At 52.3% G+C, this 21266-nt stretch carries 16 protein-coding genes; 8 read left to right on the top strand and 8 right to left on the bottom strand.

What is annotated here, in order from left to right; translation table 11 throughout:
* Window positions 1-7 precede the first annotated feature (7 nt).
* Window positions 8-355, top strand: a complete 348-nt coding sequence (locus LG384_RS03860; protein WP_000846617.1) for a YacC family pilotin-like protein — start codon at window positions 8-10, stop codon at window positions 353-355.
* Between the two features lie 61 nt (window positions 356-416).
* Here LG384_RS03860 and yacL read toward each other — a convergent pair whose 3' ends face one another.
* Window positions 417-782, bottom strand: coding sequence for a protein YacL (gene yacL, locus LG384_RS03855; RefSeq protein WP_045439883.1), 366 nt, complete (start codon window positions 780-782; stop codon window positions 417-419).
* Between the two features lie 186 nt (window positions 783-968).
* Window positions 969-3566 carry a bifunctional aconitate hydratase 2/2-methylisocitrate dehydratase gene (acnB, locus tag LG384_RS03850; protein WP_225760473.1) on the bottom strand — a complete coding sequence of 866 codons (2598 nt, stop codon included), beginning with the start codon at window positions 3564-3566 and terminating at the stop codon, window positions 969-971.
* A gap of 432 nt (window positions 3567-3998) precedes the next feature.
* On the opposite strand from acnB, the gene LG384_RS03845 reads away from it, so the two are divergent.
* Together LG384_RS03845 and LG384_RS03840 are read left to right on the top strand one after the other, a co-directional pair.
* Window positions 3999-5585 carry a DUF3300 domain-containing protein gene (locus tag LG384_RS03845; RefSeq protein WP_225760472.1) on the top strand — a complete coding sequence of 529 codons (1587 nt, stop codon included), beginning with the start codon at window positions 3999-4001 and terminating at the stop codon, window positions 5583-5585.
* Window positions 5586-5595: 10 nt separating this feature from the next.
* Window positions 5596-6390 (top strand): DUF2950 family protein, encoded by a 795-nt coding sequence (locus tag LG384_RS03840; RefSeq protein ID WP_225760471.1) that lies wholly within the window; start codon window positions 5596-5598, stop codon window positions 6388-6390.
* 105 nt (window positions 6391-6495) lie between these two features.
* Here the strand turns inward: LG384_RS03840 and lpdA are convergent, their stop codons facing one another.
* The 4 genes from lpdA to pdhR form a co-directional block, all read right to left on the bottom strand.
* Complete coding sequence (gene lpdA, locus LG384_RS03835; protein ID WP_225760493.1) at window positions 6496-7920, bottom strand: dihydrolipoyl dehydrogenase; 1425 nt, start codon at window positions 7918-7920, stop codon at window positions 6496-6498.
* Window positions 7921-8095: 175 nt separating this feature from the next.
* A complete protein-coding gene (aceF, locus tag LG384_RS03830) occupies window positions 8096-9973 on the bottom strand; it encodes a pyruvate dehydrogenase complex dihydrolipoyllysine-residue acetyltransferase (RefSeq protein ID WP_225760470.1) in 1878 nt (625 codons plus the stop codon).
* Window positions 9974-9987: 14 nt separating this feature from the next.
* Window positions 9988-12651, bottom strand: a complete 2664-nt coding sequence (gene aceE, locus LG384_RS03825) for a pyruvate dehydrogenase (acetyl-transferring), homodimeric type (RefSeq protein WP_045439866.1) — start codon at window positions 12649-12651, stop codon at window positions 9988-9990.
* A 165-nt stretch (window positions 12652-12816) separates the two neighbouring features.
* A complete protein-coding gene (gene pdhR, locus LG384_RS03820; RefSeq protein ID WP_003018699.1) occupies window positions 12817-13581 on the bottom strand; it encodes a pyruvate dehydrogenase complex transcriptional repressor PdhR in 765 nt (254 codons plus the stop codon).
* Between the two features lie 563 nt (window positions 13582-14144).
* Here pdhR and aroP point away from each other — a divergent pair.
* Window positions 14145-15518 carry an aromatic amino acid transporter AroP gene (aroP, locus tag LG384_RS03815; protein WP_167493945.1) on the top strand — a complete coding sequence of 458 codons (1374 nt, stop codon included), beginning with the start codon at window positions 14145-14147 and terminating at the stop codon, window positions 15516-15518.
* A gap of 59 nt (window positions 15519-15577) precedes the next feature.
* On the opposite strand, the gene ampE is transcribed toward aroP, so the two are convergent.
* Both ampE and ampD read right to left on the bottom strand, forming a co-directional pair.
* Complete coding sequence (ampE, locus tag LG384_RS03810; RefSeq protein ID WP_048222048.1) at window positions 15578-16432, bottom strand: beta-lactamase regulator AmpE; 855 nt, start codon at window positions 16430-16432, stop codon at window positions 15578-15580.
* Window positions 16429-16992, bottom strand: a complete 564-nt coding sequence (ampD, locus tag LG384_RS03805) for a 1,6-anhydro-N-acetylmuramyl-L-alanine amidase AmpD (RefSeq protein WP_225760469.1) — start codon at window positions 16990-16992, stop codon at window positions 16429-16431. Before ampD ends, ampE begins: the two co-directional genes overlap by 4 nt.
* Window positions 16993-17079: 87 nt before the next feature.
* Between ampD and nadC the strand changes: the two genes are divergently transcribed.
* The 4 genes from nadC to hofC all read left to right on the top strand — a co-directional run bounded on the left by nadC (window position 17080) and on the right by hofC (window position 21210).
* Window positions 17080-17973, top strand: coding sequence for a carboxylating nicotinate-nucleotide diphosphorylase (nadC, locus tag LG384_RS03800; protein WP_045449439.1), 894 nt, complete (start codon window positions 17080-17082; stop codon window positions 17971-17973).
* Between the two features lie 210 nt (window positions 17974-18183).
* Window positions 18184-18621, top strand: a complete 438-nt coding sequence (gene ppdD / locus LG384_RS03795) for a prepilin peptidase-dependent pilin (RefSeq protein WP_045439856.1) — start codon at window positions 18184-18186, stop codon at window positions 18619-18621.
* Window positions 18622-18632: 11 nt separating this feature from the next.
* Window positions 18633-20018 carry a type II secretion system protein GspE gene (gene gspE, locus LG384_RS03790; protein ID WP_225760468.1) on the top strand — a complete coding sequence of 462 codons (1386 nt, stop codon included), beginning with the start codon at window positions 18633-18635 and terminating at the stop codon, window positions 20016-20018.
* Window positions 20008-21210, top strand: a complete 1203-nt coding sequence (gene hofC, locus LG384_RS03785; protein WP_045439850.1) for a protein transport protein HofC — start codon at window positions 20008-20010, stop codon at window positions 21208-21210. Before gspE ends, hofC begins: the two co-directional genes overlap by 11 nt.
* Window positions 21211-21266 lie beyond the last annotated feature (56 nt).

Genomic DNA, 21266 nt, shown 5'->3' with positions numbered 1-21266 from the left:
AGAAGCAATGAAGACGTTTTTCAGAACAGTGTTGTTCGGCAGCCTGATGGCCGTATGCGCAAACAGCTACGCGCTTAGCGAGTCCGAAGCCGAAGATATGGCCGATTTAACGGCAGTTTTTGTTTTTCTGAAAAATGACTGTGGATACCAGAATTTGCCCAACGGGCAGATCCGTCGCGCACTGGTCTTTTTTGCCCAACAGAACCAGTGGGACCTCAGTAATTACGACACCTTCGATATGAAATCACTCGGTGAAGACAGTTATCGCGATTTGAGCGGTATTGGTATTCCGGTCGCAAAAAAATGCAAAGCGCTGGCACGAGATTCCCTGAGCCTGTTGGCCTACGTTAAATAATGTGAAGCCGGATGGCGGCACAAGTGCCTTATCCGGCAGGTAAAGACTCATCTGGCGTTAATCATTTCCCCTGCTGTACAAATTCGCGATATGCCGCCACGACCTGAAGAAAATCCTCTACGCCACACAGCGAAAAGCTCTCTTCGTCGTAGTAATTCATCCCTTCTTCCATTTCGTCGCCCGTAAACTCCAGTTGGTTGGCACGCACCATCACCTCTTCGCCATCCAGCCAGAGCGTGTATTCATGCCCTGCCCGTTGCCAGGAACGTTCACTGCCTTTTACCGCACGTGCCGCCTGTTCCACTTCATCAAGTAAGGCCAGGTTCTCTTTCACTTCTTCATTAAACCAGTGCCCCACAACTTCGTGGCCCATGGACATACGCACTTTTACCACTCCGGTAATATCGCGCAGAAATTCGTAATCCATAATGTGTTCCTCTACTCCCGGCAATGCGCCAATACCGCATTGCGCCTATGCTGTAATTATCGCAGCACAACGAAAGAAAAAAAGCAGAGCAGGCATAAGGATTGGAAATAAAAATGCCCGATAACGCAAGGTTTACCGGGCATTGGTGAGTTTGTGCACAAAAATCAGGTGCAGCAACTTATGGCGTTACACCGCCGTCTGGAAAATCACGCTATCCGCTTTCTCGGTGTACTGAGAAAGTTGGTCAAAGTTCAGATAACGGTAAGTATCCACGGCCGTTTTATCCACCTGTGCCACATAGTTCTGGTACTCTTCCGGCGTTGGCAGTTTACCAATAAGCGCCGCAACAGCCGCCAGCTCAGCAGAAGCCAGGAAGACGTTAGCACCAGTACCCAGGCGGTTCGGGAAGTTACGGGTAGAGGTAGAAACTACCGTCGCGCCATCAGCCACACGCGCCTGGTTACCCATGCACAGTGAACAGCCAGGGATCTCGATACGCGCCCCGCTCTTACCAAAGACGCTGTAGTAGCCTTCTTCAGTCAATTGCGCGGCATCCATACGGGTTGGCGGAGCCACCCACAGGCGCGTCGGCAGTTGGCCTTTATGCGCATCCAGCAGTTTACCTGCCGCACGGAAGTGACCGATGTTAGTCATGCAGGAACCGATGAACACTTCGTCGATCTTCTCGCCCTGCACGTCAGACAGCAGACGCGCATCGTCCGGATCGTTCGGCGCGCACAGGATTGGCTCTTTGATATCAGCCAGATCGATATCGATCACTGCCGCATATTCGGCGTCAGCATCGCCTTCCAGCAGTTGCGGATCGGCCAGCCATTTTTCCATGCCCTGAACGCGACGTTCCAGCGTACGGCGATCGCCGTAACCTTCTGCGATCATCCACTTCAGCAGAACTATGTTAGAACTGAGGTATTCAACGATCGGCTCTTTGTTCAGCTTGATGGTACAGCCCGCAGCGGAACGCTCAGCGGACGCATCGGTCAGCTCAAACGCCTGTTCAACTTTCAGATCCGGCAGACCTTCAATTTCCAGGATGCGGCCAGAGAAGATATTTTTCTTACCTTTCTTCTCAACGGTCAGCAGACCCTGTTTGATCGCGTACAGCGGAATGGCGTGCACCAGGTCGCGCAGGGTGATACCCGGCTGCATTTTCCCTTTGAAGCGCACCAGAACGGATTCCGGCATATCCAGCGGCATCACGCCGGTCGCCGCCGCAAACGCTACCAGACCAGAACCTGCCGGGAAGGAGATCCCGATCGGGAAACGGGTATGGGAGTCACCGCCTGTACCCACGGTATCCGGCAGCAGCATACGGTTCAGCCAGGAGTGGATGACGCCATCGCCCGGACGCAGCGAGACGCCGCCACGGTTCATGATAAAGTCAGGCAGCGTATGGTGTGTGGTCACGTCTACCGGCTTCGGATACGCCGCGGTATGACAGAACGACTGCATAACCAGATCTGAAGAAAAGCCCAGACACGCCAGATCTTTCAGTTCATCACGGGTCATTGGGCCGGTGGTATCCTGAGAACCTACGGAGGTCATCTTCGGTTCGCAGTACGCGCCCGGACGGACACCTTTCACGCCACAAGCGCGACCAACCATTTTCTGTGCCAGAGAGAAGCCACGGCTGCTTTCAGCCACATCTTTCGCCTGACGGAATACGTCGCTGTGCGGCAGACCAAGCGCCTCACGCGCTTTGGTTGTCAGGCCACGGCCGATAATCAACGGAATACGGCCACCGGCACGCACTTCGTCGATCAGTACTTCAGTTTTCAGCTCAAAGCTTGCCAGCAGTTCACCTGTTGCGTGGTTACGCACTTCACCTTTGAACGGGTAAACGTCAATCACATCGCCCATGTTCAGGTTAGACACATCGACTTCGATTGGCAGTGCGCCCGCATCTTCCATGGTATTGAAGAAGATGGGCGCAATTTTGCCGCCGAGACACAAACCGCCGCCGCGCTTGTTCGGGACATGAGGAATATCATCGCCCATGAACCACAACACGGAGTTGGTTGCAGATTTACGTGAAGAACCGGTGCCGACAACATCACCTACGTAAGCCAGCGGGTAACCTTTTTTCTGCAACTCTTCGATCTGTTTGATCGGGCCAACGCTGCCCGGCTGATCCGGCTCGATACCTTCACGGGCGTTTTTCAGCATTGCCAGAGCGTGCAGAGGGATATCCGGACGAGACCAGGCATCCGGCGCCGGGGACAGGTCATCGGTGTTGGTTTCCCCCGTCACTTTAAACACGGTAACGGTGATTTTCTCAGCCAGTGCAGGCCGATTCAGGAACCATTCTGCATCAGCCCAGGATTGCATCACCTGCCTTGCATATTCGTTGCCTGCTTTGGCTTTCTCTTCTACATCATAGAAATTATCGAACATCAGCAGTGTTGAAGAGAGGGCTTTGGCGGCAATCGGCGCCAGTTTTGCATCATCCAGAGCATCAATCAGCGGATGAATGTTGTAACCACCCTGCATAGTACCCAGCAGTTCAATGGCTTTTTCTGGTGTCACCAGCGGGGAGGTTGTGTCGCCTTTCGCGACAGCGGCAAGAAAACCGGCTTTTACATAAGCGGCTTCATCTACGCCAGGAGGAACGCGGTTGATCAACAGGTCTAACAGGAATTCTTCTTCGCCCACAGGCGGGGTCTTCAGCAGCTCGACAAGTGCGGCCATTTGGGTTGCATCTAAAGGTTTTGGCACAATCCCAAGGGCGGCACGCTCAGCTACGTGCTTACGGTATTCTTCTAGCACGACGGTATCTCCTCGCTCTCATTGTCATATGCGGTAGGCGATTCTCTTCACGCTCCTGTGAGACAGCAGTTTGTAGGGTAAATGCCCGGTACCGCATAGGGCACAATAACAGGATTTTCATTAAGTGTTAATCTGTTTACAAAAAAGTAACATAAAAAATTGGCTGAATCGTTAAGAATGGTATAGCGGAAAGAAAGGGCAAAATTCGAGCACAAAAAACGCTGTGCAGCCGTAACTTGCAAGAGTGACCTTCCGAATATTCCAGCGGCTTTTCAACCATCAGATATAATTGTGTAATAAATGTTCACACTCTTTATCCGAACACTACGGGCGGTTTCCCAATAAAAGTCAAAACTGTAAAACACGGGTGATTGATACTCGCGCCAACAAGAACGCCTCACGGCACAACGCTTGTCTCGTTGGAGTCATTTTATGAAGTTGCCCATTAAGCCACACCTGCTCGTCCTTTTGTGCAGTGCCGGGCTGTTTGCCGCCTCAGGCGTAATGCTCGTCAAAAGTCGCACAACGGAACCTGCAGCTCCTGCGCCTGTCGAGCAAGCCCCTGCCGCAGCGGCCCCCGCAGCCGCACCAGCCGATCAACCTGCACCGACCGTAACGCCAACATACTCCGCCGCGCAAATCGATCAGTGGGTTGCGCCAATTGCGCTCTATCCCGATGCGTTGTTGTCGCAAATATTGATGGCCTCAACCTACCCGGCCAACGTTATTCAGGCTGCGCAATGGTCGAAAGACAATCCCAAAATGCAGGGTGATGCCGCTATTCAGGCCGTAGCCGGACAACCGTGGGATCCTAGCGTGAAATCGCTGGTCGCGTTTCCTCAGTTGATGTCGCTGCTGGGAGAAAATCCGCCGTGGGTACAAAATCTGGGCGATGCTTTCCTCGCGCAACCAAAAGACGTCATGGATTCTGTTCAACGCCTGCGCTTACTGGCGCAGCAAACTGGTGCATTACAATCAACGCCGCAGCAGACTGTCACCACCGTGACAAAACCGGCACCCGCTAAAACCACCAGCAGCGAGTCGACAACAAGTGCCACGACTACCACGACCAGCCCGACGGTTATCAAGATTGAGTCTGCCGACCCACAGGTGGTTTACGTCCCCACCTATAACCCAAACACAGTTTACGGGACCTGGCCAAACACCGCCTATCCGCCGACCTATTTACCGCCATCACCCGGCGAGCAATTTGGCAACAGCTTTGTTAACGGTCTGGGCTTCAGCCTCGGTGTGGCGACAACCTATGCAATCTTCAGCAACATCGACTGGGATGATGATGACGACGACTGGGATCACCACCACGATAATGATTACAACCACCATGGCAGTTATAACCGCAACGGTGATAACAACATCAATATCAACGTTGATAACTTCAATAAAATCAGTGGGCAGCGTCTGACTGATGCCAACCGCACCTGGCAACATAATCCGGCGTATCGCGAAGGTGTACCGTACCCTAATAACCAGCTCAATAACCGTTTCCACTCCACCAACTCAGCGACCGGGCTCAGTGCTACACAGCAAAAACCAGTCAACCGTGATAGCCAGCGTCAGGCGGCCATGTCCCAGATGGAGAAATCGACGGGGAAAACATTCCCTCAAACAACGCGTCCGGGGACTAAAGATGCACAGCGCCTGGCTTCAAACCAACAGTTGAAGCAGATTTCCCAGCGTAATAACTATCGTGGTTACGACACAAAACCGCAAACCGCGAAGCGGACATCCTCACAACAGCGAGAGAGCCGCCAGGCAACACCGCAGAGACAGGAAAAACGGGTTTCGCAAACGGCGCAACAACGCGGTCATCAACAGCGAAATATGCAACAACGAACCAGCCAGCCACGCGCCAATGCGTTAAGCGGCAATGATAGCCGTTCAGGAAGTTGGCAGGCACAGCAACAGCGAGGCGCCCAGAGCCGGCAAATATCCCGCAACCAGGCATCGCGCCAGGCACCAGCCGGGCGTACTGAACACCGTGAATTCCGTCATCGTTAAGGGAGCCGACATGAAAATACAATTACTCAGTGGGATAGTGCTGTTCATGGTTTCGTCCGTCGCGATGGCGCAACAACAATTCAGCACACCAGCTCAGGCAACCGATGCTCTGGTGAATGCCATCAGCGAGCAAAATGAAGGAGCCATGAGCAACCTGCTTGGGGAGAACTGGCGCGACTTTCTGCCGCCGGAAGGTGTGGATCCTGATGCCGTTGATCGCTTCCTGCGCGACTGGAAAGTGAAACATGACACCGTCATCAACGGTGATATGGCACATCTGATCGTCGGAGACAGTGACTGGCAGCTCCCAATCCCGGTGATCAAAACTGCCGATGGATGGCAATTTGATATGCAGGAAGCTGCCGAAGAGATCCAGACCCGCGAGATCGGTCGCAACGAGCTTGCCGCGATTGAAGCACTTCACGCGTATGTTGATGCGCAGCAAAGCTATTTTGCGATGAACCAGAAATATGCAAAGAAAATTGTCAGCTCAGATGGCAAAAAGGACGGTCTTTATTGGCCGGTAGCCCCCGGTGAAGCACCCAGCCCTCTGGGTCCCGCCTTCAGTCCACAGGAACCAGGTACGGGTTATCACGGTTATCATTTCCGCATACTTCCCGACAAAGCCAGTGGTTTTGCGATGATTGCCTGGCCCATCAGTTACAGTCATACCGGTGTAATGAGCTTTATCATTAGTGGGGATGATACGGTTTATCAGGCCAATCTTGGCGCAACATCCCAGCAGAAAGCGCAGGCAATGACCGAATTCAGCCCTGATAAATCCTGGCAACCTGTAGCGCCCTGAGTCTCCAGCACTTTGGCTATACGGATCTAAAGCGTCAGATTAGTTGCTGTTATGCTTCAGGTAAAAAAACGCCTCCGAAGAGGCGTTTTCACAAAAGTGGGAAGATTATTTTTTCTTCGCTTTCGGGTTCGGCAGGTCGGTAATGCTACCTTCGAACACTTCTGCCGCCAGGCCCACAGACTCATGCAGAGTCGGGTGCGCGTGGATGGTCAGCGCGATATCTTCAGCATCACAGCCCATTTCGATCGCCAGAGCGATTTCACCCAACAGCTCGCCGCCGTTGGTGCCGACAATCGCGCCACCGATAACACGGTGAGATTCTTTGTCGAAAATCAGTTTGGTCATACCGTCTGCGCAGTCGGAAGCGATAGCACGGCCAGAAGCAGCCCACGGGAAGGTGGCGGTTTCATAGCTGATGCCTTTTTCTTTCGCTTCTTTCTCAGTCAGGCCAACCCATGCAACTTCTGGTTCAGTGTACGCAATGGATGGGATAACTTTCGGATCGAAGTAGTGTTTCTTACCGGCGATAACTTCAGCAGCAACATGACCTTCGTGAACACCTTTGTGCGCCAGCATCGGCTGACCGACGATATCGCCGATTGCAAAGATGTGCGGTACGTTGGTACGCAGTTGTTTGTCAACACGGATGAAGCCACGGTCATCAACTTCCACGCCAGCTTTACCAGCGTCGAGGTTCTTACCGTTCGGCACACGACCGATAGCCACCAGCACGGCGTCATAACGCTGTGCTTCTGCCGGCGCTTTTTTGCCTTCCATGGAAACGTAAATACCGTCTGCTTTTGCTTCAACGGCAGTCACTTTGGTTTCCAGCATCAGGTTGAATTTCTTGCTGATACGTTTGGTGAAGACTTTAACCACGTCTTTATCAGCAGCCGGGATAACCTGGTCAAACATTTCAACCACGTCGATCTCTGAACCCAGCGCATGGTACACAGTACCCATTTCCAGACCGATGATACCGCCACCCATAACCAGCAGGCGTTTTGGTACGGTTTTCAGCTCCAGCGCGTCGGTGGAATCCCACACGCGCGGATCTTCATGCGGAATAAACGGCAGTTCGATCGGACGGGAACCCGCCGCGATGATCGCGTTGTCGAAGTTGATCACGGTTTTGCCGTTTTCGCCTTCAACTTCCAGGGTGTTCGCCCCGGTAAATTTACCCAGACCGTTTACCACTTTCACTTTACGGCCTTTGGCCATACCAGCCAGCCCGCCAGTCAGTTGGGTGATAACTTTTTCTTTCCAGGTACGAATCTTGTCGATATCGGTTTTCGGCTCGCCGAAAACAATACCGTGCTCTGCCAGTGCTTTGGCTTCTTCGATAACTTTTGCTACGTGCAACAGTGCTTTAGAAGGGATACAGCCGACGTTCAGACAAACACCACCGAGGGTGCTGTAACGTTCTACGATGACGGTCTCCAGACCTAAATCTGCGCAACGGAAGGCAGCAGAGTAACCTGCAGGGCCTGCCCCAAGTACCACGACCTGAGTTTTGATTTCAGTGCTCATCATGACCTCTTAATTTATACCCGTCGTCCACCGGGTCGTTCTATCCGCCAGTATTTTACAAAATTGTTAACAATTTTGAAACAACAAACGGCAACCGATTTGTCTTTCGCACAATAACCTCACTGACTTCATGAGATTACCAGAAAAAAGCCGGCCGTCGGGCCGGCTTTTTCGCTTACATCACCAGACGGCGAATGTCAGACAGCGTGTTGTTGATGATGGTGATAAAGCGAGCACCATCAGCACCGTCAATCACGCGGTGGTCGAAGGAGAGTGAAATCGGCATCATCAGACGCGGAGTAAACTCTTTACCGTTCCACACCGGTTCAATAGCAGACTTGGACACGCCGAGAATAGCCACTTCAGGCGCGTTCACAATCGGTGCGAAATGGGTAGTACCCAGGCCGCCGATGCTGGAGATAGTGAAGCAACCGCCCTGCATTTCGCCAGCAGTCAGCTTACCATCACGCGCTTTCTTGGAGATCGTAGTCAGTTCACGAGACAGCTCGGTAATGCTCTTCTTGTTCACGTCTTTAAAGACCGGAACGACCAGACCATTCGGGGTATCAACCGCAACACCGATGTTGATGTATTTCTTCAGCGTCAGCTTCTGGCCATCTTCGGACAGGGAGCTGTTAAAGCGTGGCATCTGCTCAAGAGCAGCGGCAACGGCTTTCATGATGAAGACAACTGGTGTGAATTTCACGTCCAGTTTACGTTTCTCAGCTTCGGCGTTCTGCTGTTTACGGAACGCTTCCAGATCGGTGATATCGGTTTTGTCGAAGTGAGTAACATGCGGGATCATCACCCAGTTACGGCTCAGGTTAGCACCAGAGATTTTCTGGATACGGCCCAGTTCCACTTCCTCGATTTCACCAAACTTGCTGAAGTCCACTTTCGGCCAAGGCAGCATGCCCGGAATACCGCCGCCAGCCGCAGCTGCCGGTGCAGATTCAGCGCGTTTAACCGCATCTTTCACGTAAGCCTGAACGTCTTCGCGCAGGATACGACCTTTACGGCCCGTCCCTTTCACTTTCGCCAGGTTCACACCAAATTCGCGCGCCAGGCGACGAATCAGCGGAGTCGCGTGGACGTAAGCATCGTTTTCTGCGAAGTCAGATTTACCTTCAGCTTTCGCCGCCGGAGCAGGTGCAGCAGCCTGTGCAGGTGCTGCGGTCGGAGCCGGGGCCGCGGCTTGTGCCGGAGCGGCAGCTGGTGCTGCGCCTTCTACTTCGAAGATCATAATCAGAGAACCGGTTTTCACTTTGTCGCCAGTACTGATTTTGATTTCTTTAACGGTACCCGCGAACGGAGCCGGCACTTCCATAGACGCTTTGTCACCTTCAACGGTGATCAGTGACTGCTCAGCGGCAATTTTATCGCCCACTTTCACCATCACTTCGGTCACTTCAACTTCGTCACCGCCGATGTCCGGTACATTAACTTCTTTAGAACCCGTGGCAGCCGGAGCCGCCGCTGCGGCTGGTGCAGCAGCCTGAGCCGGAGCAGCTGCAGGCGCGCTGCCTGCTACTTCGAAGACCATGATCAGGGAGCCGGTAGACACTTTGTCGCCAGTGCTGATTTTGATCTCTTTCACGGTGCCCGCGAACGGTGCCGGGACTTCCATAGAGGCTTTGTCGCCTTCTACAGTAATCAGAGACTGTTCAGCCGCAACGGTGTCGCCCACTTTGACCATGATCTCAGTGACTTCAACTTCGTCACCGCCGATGTCCGGTACGTGTACATCTTTCGCTGCCGCAGCTGCAGGAGCGGCTTCTTTCTTCTCTTCTGCCGGAGCAGGTGCAGCAGCTGCTGCACCGTCGGCGGAATCGAAAATCATGATCAGTTTGCCGGTCTCAGTTTTATCGCCAACAGAGACTTTAATCTCTTTAACGATACCCGCCTGAGGGGACGGAACTTCCATAGAGGCTTTGTCGCCTTCTACGGTGATCAGCGACTGTTCAGCTTCAACTTTGTCGCCCACTTTGACCAGGATCTCGGTGATTTCAACTTCATCAGCCCCGATGTCCGGTACATTGATTTCGATAGCCATTATTCTTTTACCTCTTACGCCAGACGCGGGTTAACTTTATCTGCATCGATATTGAATTTAGTGATAGCGTCAGCAACCACTTTCTTATCGATTTCGCCACGTTTAGCCAGTTCGCCCAGTGCCGCTACAACCACATAAGAAGCGTCAACTTCGAAGTGGTGACGCAGGTTTTCACGGCTGTCAGAGCGACCGAAGCCGTCAGTACCCAGTACACGGTAATCATCAGCCGGTACGTAAGTACGAACCTGTTCGGCAAACAGTTTCATATAGTCAGTAGATGCTACAGCCGGCGCGTCGTTCATCACCTGAGCAATGTACGGAACGCGTGGGGTTTCCAGCGGATGCAGCATGTTCCAGCGCTCACAATCCTGGCCATCACGCGCCAGTTCAGTGAAGGACGTGACGCTATACACGTCAGAACCTACGCCGTAGTCGTTCGCCAGGATCTGCGCTGCTTCACGTACGTGACGCAGAATAGAACCGGAGCCCAGCAGCTGAACTTTACCTTTGCTACCTTCGAGGGTTTCGAGTTTGTAGATACCTTTACGGATACCTTCCTCGGCACCTGCTGGCATTGCCGGCATGTGGTAGTTTTCGTTCAGCGTGGTGATGTAGTAGTAAACGTTCTCTTGTTTCTCGCCGTACATGCGCTCCAGACCATCATGCATGATGACTGCAACTTCGTACGCGTAAGACGGATCGTAAGAGATACAGTTCGGGATAGTCAGAGACTGAATATGGCTGTGACCATCTTCGTGCTGTAGACCTTCACCGTTCAGCGTTGTACGACCGGAAGTACCACCGATCAGGAAGCCGCGCGCCTGCTGATCGCCCGCCTGCCAGCACAGGTCGCCGATACGCTGGAACCCGAACATGGAGTAGTAAATGTAGAACGGGATCATCGGCAGATCGTTGGTGCTGTAAGAGGTCGCAGCAGCCAACCAGGACGCGCCGGCACCCAGTTCGTTGATACCTTCCTGCAGGATCTGACCTTTCTCGTCTTCTTTGTAGTAAGCAACCTGCTCACGGTCCTGCGGAGTGTACTGCTGGCCGTTCGGGCTGTAGATACCGATCTGGCGGAACAGACCTTCCATACCGAAAGTACGTGCTTCGTCGGCGATGATCGGCACCAGACGATCTTTGATCGACTTGTTCTTCAGCATCACGTTCAGGGCACGAACGAAAGCGATAGTGGTGGAGATTTCTTTGTTCTGCTCTTCCAGCAGCGCACCGAAGTCTTCCAGAGCCGGCAGCTCCAGTTTCTCGGTGAAGTTCGGCTGACGAGCCGGCAGGTAACCGTGCAGTTTCTGACGCTGAGCGTGCAGATAGGTATGCTCTTCAGAACCTTCCGGGAAGGTAATGTAAGACAGGTTTTCAACCTGCTCATCGGTTACAGGAACGTTGAAACGGTCGCGGATGTAACGCACGCCGTCCATGTTCATTTTCTTAACCTGGTGCGCGATGTTTTTACCTTCAGCGGTGTCACCCATGCCGTAACCTTTGATGGTATGGGCGAGGATTACAGTTGCTTTGCCTTTGGTTTCCTGCGCTTTTTTCAGTGCTGCGTAGACTTTCTTCGGATCGTGACCACCACGGTTCAGAGCCCAAATCTGCTCGTCAGTCCAGTCAGCAACCAGTGCTGCGGTTTCCGGGTATTTACCGAAGAAGTGCTCACGAACGTAAGCGCCATCTTTGGATTTGAAGGTCTGGTAGTCGCCATCAACGGTTTCGTTCATCAGCTGGATCAGTTTACCGCTGGTGTCTTTACGCAGCAGCTCATCCCAACGACCGCCCCACATGACTTTGATCACGTTCCAGCCAGCGCCCGCGAAGATGCCTTCCAGTTCGTTAACAATCTTGCCGTTACCGGTGACCGGGCCGTCAAGACGCTGCAGGTTACAGTTGATAACAAAGACCAGGTTGTCCAGTTTTTCACGGGTCGCGATGGTGATCGCACCTTTAGATTCTGGCTCATCCATCTCGCCGTCGCCCAGGAAGGCGTAAACGGTTTGTTTAGAGGTATCTTTCAGACCACGGTGTTCCAGATACTTCAGGAATTTAGCCTGGTAGATAGCACCGATTGGACCCAGACCCATAGAAACGGTCGGGAACTGCCAGAATTCTGGCATCAGTTTCGGGTGCGGGTAGGAAGACAGGCCTTTGCCATGAACTTCCTGACGGAAGTTGTTCATCTGCTCTTCAGTCAGACGACCTTCCAGGAATGCGCGTGCATAGATGCCCGGAGAGATGTGGCCCTGGAAGTAAATCAGGTCGCCGCCATCCTGCTCGTTGCGTGCACGGAAGAAATGGTTGAAGCAAACATCATATACCGTTGCGGAGGACTGGAAGGATGCCATGTGGCCACCCAGCTCGAGGTCCTTTTTAGACGCACGCAGTACGGTCATGATGGCGTTCCAGCGGATAGCAGAACGAATACGACGCTCCAGCTCCAGATTGCCCGGGTATTCCGGTTCATCTTCAACGGCAATAGTGTTTATATAATTGCTGGCCCCTGCACCTGCCGCTACTTTCACGCCGCCTTTGCGGGCTTCTGAAAGCAGTTGGTCGATCAGATACTGAGCACGCTCAACACCTTCTTCACGGATGACCGATTCGATCGCCTGTAGCCAGTCGCGAGTTTCGATCGGATCCACGTCATTTGGGAAACGTTCTGACATGGGGGTATTCCTTATCTATCTAGTACGTTGAGTTATCTGGAACCTGTCCCATTGTGTTCTTGCTCGCAAGAGCACAATAAGACAGGTTCTGCGTTTAGTTGCCGCGCACTTTAATTGGCGCATGATTTACAACATCTTCTGGTTAACTTTCTGCCAGAAAAATCACTAATTCTTTCGTTGCTCCAGACGGCGTAAGGCGCGTTCACGACGGCTTTCCTCACGACTTCTGTCCAGCAAAATTTCTTCGATAAACGCCAGATGACGGTGGGACGCTTCGCGTGCCTCTTCTGGCTTACCGGCAATAATTGCCTCAAAAATACGGGTGCGGTGACTGCTAACCAGTGGCAGCATTTCCCGACGCGCATACAGCAATTCAAAGTTTTGGCGGACGTTCTGGGCCAACATGGGCTCCATACACCTTAGCAAATGGAGGAGCACCACATTGTGTGCCGCCTCAGTGACAGCAATTTGATACTGGAGAACCGCATCAGACTCGCCGTCAAGATCGCCGGACTGTTGAGCAAGCTCGATTGCATGGTGGAGTTCACGGATACGCGTTTTATCTTCATCCGTGCTGCGCAGTGCTGCGTAATATGCAGCAATACCTTCCAGCGCATGACGCGTCTCAAGCAGGTCAAACTGGGATTCAGGATGGTCGGAGAGCAGTTCGACCAGTGGGTCGCTAAAGCTCTGCCACAGGCTACTCTGCACAAAAGTGCCACCGCCCTGACGACGAAGCAGCAAACCCTTCGCTTCAAGGCGTTGGATCGCCTCGCGTAAAGAGGGGCGGGATACGTCGAACTGTTTTGCCAGCTCGCGTTCCGGTGGGAGTTTTTCTCCGGGGCGAAGTGTCCCCTCAAGAATTAAAAACTCCAGCTGCTGCTCAATCACATCGGAGAGTTTTGGTTGGCGGATTTTGCTGTAGGCCATGATTTCCTGTCTTAAGCCATTTGCCCGAAGTCAATTGGTCTTACCAATTTCATGTTCTTGACGCTAAAGTAACAAAGTATTCACCTTCTGTCCATACAGGTTTTGATTGAAATCAGTAAAGCGGGCACATTTTAACAACATTACAGAAATAACGTTTCAAACATGTAACTATGCACAAATGTTAAATTTACCCATCACGGAGTAGTTTTAACGTAATTGAAACGAAAAAATATCTTATCTGAACCGATTCAACTCTCAATTTATCGATTTTATAAGCACAATTTTCGAATAAAAATTCATATCGGAAATTTTGTGGTAGATAATCCTGTGTTTACAAATGGTTTCTTTTTATTCAACTCGTCATCCCCCCTTCATAAAGCAGGTGCATTCGCGTCCGCATAACATTATTCTGTCCAGGACAAAAGTATTTAGGCAACATTTTACCGACCACTGCCGTAAACAAAACAATACAACAAACGGAATTGCAAACTTACACACGCGTCACTGCGTGGTTCAAAAAATAGGTACTCGAATATAAAGAGTAAAACCACACACGAGGTTTCATGATGGAAAGTCAACAGCATGGCGATCAGCTAAAGCGCGGCCTTAAAAACCGCCATATACAGCTTATCGCGCTGGGTGGCGCGATAGGCACCGGGTTATTCCTCGGGAGCGCATCCGTTATTCAGTCTGCAGGGCCGGGTATTATTCTGGGTTACGCTATCGCCGGCTTTATTGCCTTTTTGATAATGCGTCAGTTGGGTGAAATGGTGGTTGAAGAGCCAGTTGCAGGCTCCTTCAGCCACTTTGCTTATAAATATTGGGGCGGTTTCGCAGGTTTTTCCTCCGGCTGGAACTACTGGGTACTGTACGTACTGGTTGCCATGGCCGAGTTGACTGCCGTCGGGAAATACATTCAGTTCTGGTGGCCAGAAATTCCAACCTGGGTTTCTGCTGCGGTCTTTTTCGTTGCTATCAACGCCATCAACCTGACCAACGTTAAAGTGTTCGGTGAGATGGAGTTCTGGTTCGCCATTATTAAAGTCATTGCGGTCGTGGCGATGATCCTGTTCGGCGGCTGGTTGCTGTTTAGCGGCAACGGTGGCCCGCAGGCCAGCGTCAGTAACTTGTGGGATCAAGGTGGCTTCCTGCCACACGGTTTCACCGGTCTGGTCATGATGATGGCTATTATCATGTTCTCCTTCGGTGGACTTGAGCTGGTTGGCATCACGGCTGCAGAAGCGGATAACCCGGAACAAAGCATCCCCAAAGCGACCAACCAGGTTATTTACCGTATCCTGATTTTCTACGTAGGCTCCCTGGCCGTTCTGCTCTCTTTGATGCCGTGGACGCGTGTGACAGCAGATACCAGCCCGTTCGTACTGATCTTCCACGAACTGGGAGACACATTCGTCGCTAATGCGCTGAACGTCGTGGTGCTGACCGCTGCTCTTTCTGTTTATAACAGCTGTGTATATTGCAACAGTCGTATGCTGTTCGGTCTGGCTCAACAGGGTAATGCGCCAAAAGTACTGATGAGCGTGGATAAACGCGGTGTACCAGTCAACACGATCCTGGTCTCTGCGCTGGTTACGGCTTTATGCGTACTGATTAACTATCTGGCACCGGAATCCGCATTTGGTTTACTGATGGCACTGGTGGTTTCTGCACTGGTGATCAACTGGGCAATGATCAGCCTCGCGCACATGAAGTTCCGCAAAGCGAAACAACAACAGGGCGTTGCCACCCGCTTCCCGGCGCTGTTCTATCCGATGGGTAACTGGATCTGCCTGATTTTCATGGCAGCTGTACTGGTGATTATGCTGATGACACCAGGCATGGCAATCTCTGTTTACCTGATCCCGGTGTGGATTGCCATTCTTGGTATTGGCTATCTGTGCAAACAAAAAACAGCCAGGGCTGTTAAAGCGCATTAATTATACCCCCTACCTGCATAAGGTAGGGGGTATTACCTACGCCGTCCGGCAACAATACGTTAAATCAACGTCCCGTAAATCGTCAGCAGCGCAATAACGACCACCACTACGAACGAAGTTTTCTTGGCCATTGAAACAGCGGCTTTAGGTGTTTCTACTTTATCGGTGTGAGATTCACGCGCCAGCGAGAACTGCGCCAGGCGAGTTAACACCTGATATTGCGAAGTATGCAGATCTCCCAGCGAGGCAAACCAGGCAGGTAGCGCCTTTTCACCATGCCCCAGCAGCGCATAGACCACACCGGCAAGACGTACCGGGATCCAATCCAGCACATGCAGAATCGCATCAATACCCGATTGTAAACGCTGATGAGGTGTCTGATAACGCGCCAACCAGGACTGCCACGCGCGCAGAAAAGCATAGCCTACCAGCGTCACCGGTCCCCATGGGCCACCGACGATCAACCAGAATAACGGCGCCAGGTAAAAGCGAAAGTTGTTCCATAACAGCGCATTTTGCAGTTCACGCAAAAACTCACGCTCATCACAGTCCGGTGGAACACCATGGATAAGCGTGAGTTCGCTGGCCATCGCCTCACGGGCATGTGCATCATTACGCGAAGCCGCATTCAGGTATGCATGGTAATGAAGACGAACCTTACCTGCGCCAATGCACAGCAAGCCAATTGAGATCCAAACCACCAGCAGCGGGACATTAAACAGCAGCCCATGCAGGGCTCGCAGCAGCAAAAACGTCACCGCCATCGCGATAATTGTCATTCCTGATGTGCGCGCCATAGAAAAATGTTTTATCCGGCGGAAGAAGGCTTCGAGCCTGTGGTCAAGCTGCCAGTGTTCACCCAGCTTAAACAGGCGTTCAACCATCAACACCAGCAATGTTGTAAACAGCGTCATGTCATCTCCTTGTGTGACGAGGGGGTGACCAGGGCGCGAAACCTTGCCCAGTCAAAAGACGGACCGGGATCGGTCTTACGCTCAGGCGCAATATCACAATGCCCGGTTATGTTACTGGCAATTTCCGGATAACGCTGAATCAGAGCATGCGTAACGGCTGCCAGTTGCTGGTACTGCGCATCGGTATAGGCCAGCGTATCCGTTCCCTCCAGCTCAATACCAATCGAAAAGTCATTACAGCGTTCACGTCCCTGATAGTTCGATACACCCGCATGCCAGGCGCGTTTATTAAAAGGGACATACTGCACAATCTCGCCGTCGCGACGAATCAGACAATGGGCAGAAACGCGCAAATGGGCGATCTCTGCAAAAAAAGGGGGGGCATTGGGATCAATTGTTCCAGTGAATAACGCGTCTATCCACGGACCACCAAATTCACCAGGCGGCAGACTGATGTTATGAACCACCAGCAAAGAAGGGGTTTCGTCGTCCGGGCGGCAATCGTAATGTGGAGAAGGAACGCGTCGTGCCTCAGCCAGCCAGCCCTCATCTAACAACATGCAGAATCTCCTTATTGGTGGTGCTCATATCAGGTTCAGGGTAGCATGTTTCTACCTTATGATTCGTTAGCAATTTGGAGTTTTATCATGCCGCCTCGCCGCTATAACCCTGACTACCGACGTGACGCGCTGTTGGAACGCATAAACCTCGATATCCCTGCTGCTGTTGCCCAGGCACTGTGCGAAGATTTAGGTGGGGAAGTTAATGCCAATAACGATATCACCGCGCAACTTTTGCCTGAGGATATGCGTTCCCACGCTACCGTAATTACGCGTGAAGATGGCGTTTTTTGTGGAAAACGCTGGGTGGAAGAGGTCTTTATTCAGCTTGCTGGCGATGATGTAAGCGTCACCTGGCATGTCGAAGATGGCGACAGTATTAAAGCTAATCAGCCGCTGTTTGAACTGGACGGTCCTTCCCGTGTATTGCTTACAGGTGAACGCACCGCGCTCAATTTTGTGCAAACGCTGTCCGGTGTCGCCAGCGTGGTGCGCAGTTACGTCGACCTGCTGGCAGGGACAAATACCCAACTTCTCGATACGCGTAAAACCCTGCCGGGACTCCGGACAGCGCTGAAATATGCCGTACTATGCGGCGGCGGCGCAAATCATCGACTAGGGCTTTCGGATGCATTCCTGATTAAAGAAAACCACATTATTGCTTCCGGATCGGTACGTCAGGCTGTCGAAAAAGCCTTCTGGCTGCATCCGGACGTACCGGTCGAAGTCGAAGTTGAAAATCTGGATGAACTGGACGACGCGCTGAAAGCTGGGGCGGACATTATCATGCTGGACAATTTTGAGACCGATCAAATGCGCGAAGCGGTTAAACGCACCAACGGCCAGGCCCGTCTGGAAGTCTCAGGGAACGTCACCCACGAAACGCTACGCGAATTTGCCGAAACCGGCGTGGATTTCATCTCCGTAGGTGCACTGACAAAGCACGTTCGCGCCCTCGATCTCTCTATGCGTTTTCGTTAATAGCAAAGTGTATTGCCCGATGGCGCTTCGCGTATCGGGCCTTCTTCCCCGCTTATTCGGCAATTTCTTCGAGCCTTTTCGCAAATACGCCATCTTGCGTTGAAAGAAATATAGATATCTCTGAACCCACCTTCCCGTTTTGTTTTTTGCCTCTCGCAAACGCTCCCTCCTGTTTGCCAAAGTAGCGCCAGCTAACTCAAGGAGAGAACAATGGACAAGCAACGAGGCTTCACGCTTATCGAACTTATGGTAGTCATTGGCATCATTGCCATTCTCAGTGCTATTGGTATTCCGGCCTATCAAAATTATCTGCGCAAAGCAGCACTAACAGACATGCTGCAAACCTTTGTCCCCTATCGTACGGCAGTCGAACTCTGCGCACTGGAGCATGGCGGAACTGAGACCTGTGATGCCGGGACCAATGGTATTCCCTCTCCAGCCACGACCCGCTATGTCTCCGGCATGAGCGTTGAAAAGGGCGTGGTTACCCTCACCGGGCAGGAAAGCCTGAACGGTCTGAACATCACCATGACGCCAAACTGGGAAAATGCCAACGGTATTACCGGCTGGAGCCGTAACTGCGGCATCTCAAATGACAGCGCTTTGCAGCAGGCCTGTGAAGACGTTTTCCGATTTGATGCGCAGTAAGAGGACAAGAGATGAATACCACACAACTGACAGCACTGTGCCAGCGTTATCAGGGCATATTGTTGGATGCAGACCATGACGTGGTGCATATTGCCGTCGTGGATGCCCCATCTCACGAACTGCTGGACGCTTTGCATTTTGCGACTACAAGACGCATCGACATCGTGTGCTGGACTCGTCAGCAAATGGAAGGTCACTCGCACAATACACGGGCGAGGCTTCCGGCAATCGTCCCTGAAAGCAGTGTTACCGCAGCAGAATTGCTGGATCAGACGTTGCAATCCGCTCTGGCGAAACGCGCTTCTGATATTCACATTGAACCAGCAGAACATCGCTACCGAATAAGGTTACGCGTGGATGGTGTTCTTCACACCTTACCAGATATCGCGACGGATACAGGCATTGCCCTCACTGCAAGGTTAAAAGTATTAGGGAGTCTGGACATTGCTGAGCACCGGCTTCCACAAGATGGGCAGTTTACCATTGATATTTCAGGAGAACCGATCTCGTTTCGCATCGCGACGTTACCCTGTCGTCATGGTGAAAAAGTGGTGCTGAGATTGCTGCATCAGGTTGAGCAGACGCTGGAGATCAAGGCGTTGGGAATGCAGAACGCGCAACTGGCGGCATTTTCACAAGCATTACAGCAACCTCAGGGGCTGGTTCTGGTAACCGGGCCTACCGGGAGTGGCAAAACGGTTACGCTGTACAGCGCGCTGCAAGCCAGAAACTCCCCGGATGTGAATATCTGTAGCGTGGAAGACCCAATAGAGATCCCGATCGAAGGACTCAACCAGACTCAAATTCACCCACGCGCAGGTCTCACGTTTCAGAGCGTATTACGTGCGCTGCTGCGACAGGACCCCGACATTATCATGGTGGGTGAAATCCGCGACGGCGAGACGGCTGAGATTGCCCTCAAAGCCGCGCAAACCGGTCATCTGGTCCTTTCAACTCTGCATACCAACTCCACCAGTGAAACGCTGATACGCCTGCAGCAAATGGGCGTAGCACGGTGGATGATCGCCTCCGCGTTGACGCTGGTGATTGCGCAGCGACTCGTCAGAAAACTGTGTCCCTATTGTCGACAACGTCTTGACTCCCCCATCACACTCCCGGCTACGCTGTGGCCCACCCCACTTCCACGCTGGCTGGCGCCTGGCTGCGAACACTGTTATCACGGTTATTATGGCCGCAGTGCATTGTTTGAAGTCCTGCCCGTCACACCAGCATTACGACAGTGCATCGCCAGCGGCACATCCATCGACATCGTGGAATCGGATGCACAGCAGGCGGGGATGCTCACACTTTTCGGTAATGGATGTCAGGCCGTTGAACAAGGATTAACAACGTTTGAAGAGCTGATCCGCGTACTGGGTATGCCCCATGTCAGCTAAACAACTCTGGCGCTGGCATGGAATTAACAACGAGGGACAACCAATGGAGGGGGCTCTTTGGGCGGATACTCGCCCTTCGCTAATATTGGCGTTGGAGCATTCGCATATTACACCGATACGCGTTAAGCGCATGAAGGTTAAAACCTCACAATGGAGCAGAACAAGAAGTCGCGAAGCGATACACCAGTTAGCCACGTTACTTAAAGCAGGACTGACACTTTCCGAAGGATTAGCGCTACTTGCCGAGCAACATCCCAGCAGCCAATGGCAGGCGTTACTACGCACACTGGCTTACGATATGGAACAGGGCATTTCACTTTCCACTTCACTTTCACAATGGCAGCACGTATTCCCTCCATTGTACCAGGCGATGATTCGCACGGGAGAACTCACTGGTAAGCTGGACGACTGCTGTTTTGAACTCGCCCGACAACAGAAAGAACAGCAACAGCTTACTGATAAAGTTAAAAAAGCGCTTCGTTATCCGGTCATCATTCTCACAATGGCTGTCATGGTGGTGCTCGCCATGCTGCATTTTGTACTGCCTGAATTTGCGGCCATCTATCGTACATTCAACACCCCGTTGCCGGCACTGACGCAGGGAATTATTGCTGTCGCACAATACAGTAGTCGATGGGGGTGGCTGGCGGGATTACTCGGACTGGCATTGGGGCTGGCATACTGTCTGGTAAAGCAGAAACCCTACTACCTTATTCAGCGTCAGAGATTTCTTCTGTGTTGCCCTGTCATAGGGCCACTGGTAAGGGGCCAAAAACTCACGCAGATCTTTACCGTCCTGGCGTTAACACAAAGTGCAGGCATTCCCTTTTTGCAAGGTCTGGAGAGTGTGGCCGAAACGCTGGCTTGCCCTTTCTGGTCTCAACGTTTAGCGCAAGCGCACCGAGACATCAGTGCCGGAAAACCGATCTGGCTGGCACTCAAAAATGCCGGAGAATTCAGTCCATTGTGTTTACAGCTGGTGAGAACAGGAGAAACGTCCGGCTCGCTGGATGCAATGTTGCAAAATCTGGCACGACATCATAGCGAGAACACAATGTCACAGGCAGAGAACCTGGCTGCGCTACTTGAGCCTGCGCTGCTTGTCATTACAGGGTTGATTATCGGTACACTGGTTGTCGCGATGTATTTACCGATTTTTCACCTGGGAGATGCGATGAGCGGTGTGGGGTAATCCTCAGATGCCGGATGGCGGCGTAAACGGTTTATCCGGCCTACGAAGCACATAAC

Origin of the sequence: Citrobacter sp. Marseille-Q3906 (assembly GCF_916618775.1) — a bacterium.
Classification (GTDB): domain Bacteria; phylum Pseudomonadota; class Gammaproteobacteria; order Enterobacterales; family Enterobacteriaceae; genus Citrobacter; species Citrobacter murliniae.
This window is presented reverse-complemented; position numbering and strand designations above follow the sequence as displayed.

Excerpts from the sequence above, each read along its gene's own strand:
- LG384_RS03860 (WP_000846617.1), top strand. The coding sequence starts at position 8 with ATGAAGACGTTTTTCAGAACAGTGTTGTTCGGCAGCCTGATGGCCGTA.
- yacL (WP_045439883.1), bottom strand. The coding sequence starts at position 782 with ATGGATTACGAATTTCTGCGCGATATTACCGGAGTGGTAAAAGTGCGT.
- LG384_RS03845 (WP_225760472.1), top strand. The coding sequence starts at position 3,999 with ATGAAGTTGCCCATTAAGCCACACCTGCTCGTCCTTTTGTGCAGTGCC.
- LG384_RS03840 (WP_225760471.1), top strand. The coding sequence starts at position 5,596 with ATGAAAATACAATTACTCAGTGGGATAGTGCTGTTCATGGTTTCGTCC.
- lpdA (WP_225760493.1), bottom strand. The coding sequence starts at position 7,920 with ATGAGCACTGAAATCAAAACTCAGGTCGTGGTACTTGGGGCAGGCCCT.
- aceF (WP_225760470.1), bottom strand. The coding sequence starts at position 9,973 with ATGGCTATCGAAATCAATGTACCGGACATCGGGGCTGATGAAGTTGAA.
- aceE (WP_045439866.1), bottom strand. The coding sequence starts at position 12,651 with ATGTCAGAACGTTTCCCAAATGACGTGGATCCGATCGAAACTCGCGAC.
- pdhR (WP_003018699.1), bottom strand. The coding sequence starts at position 13,581 with ATGGCCTACAGCAAAATCCGCCAACCAAAACTCTCCGATGTGATTGAG.
- aroP (WP_167493945.1), top strand. The coding sequence starts at position 14,145 with ATGATGGAAAGTCAACAGCATGGCGATCAGCTAAAGCGCGGCCTTAAA.
- ampE (WP_048222048.1), bottom strand. The coding sequence starts at position 16,432 with ATGACGCTGTTTACAACATTGCTGGTGTTGATGGTTGAACGCCTGTTT.
- ampD (WP_225760469.1), bottom strand. The coding sequence starts at position 16,992 with ATGTTGTTAGATGAGGGCTGGCTGGCTGAGGCACGACGCGTTCCTTCT.
- nadC (WP_045449439.1), top strand. The coding sequence starts at position 17,080 with ATGCCGCCTCGCCGCTATAACCCTGACTACCGACGTGACGCGCTGTTG.
- ppdD (WP_045439856.1), top strand. The coding sequence starts at position 18,184 with ATGGACAAGCAACGAGGCTTCACGCTTATCGAACTTATGGTAGTCATT.
- gspE (WP_225760468.1), top strand. The coding sequence starts at position 18,633 with ATGAATACCACACAACTGACAGCACTGTGCCAGCGTTATCAGGGCATA.
- hofC (WP_045439850.1), top strand. The coding sequence starts at position 20,008 with ATGTCAGCTAAACAACTCTGGCGCTGGCATGGAATTAACAACGAGGGA.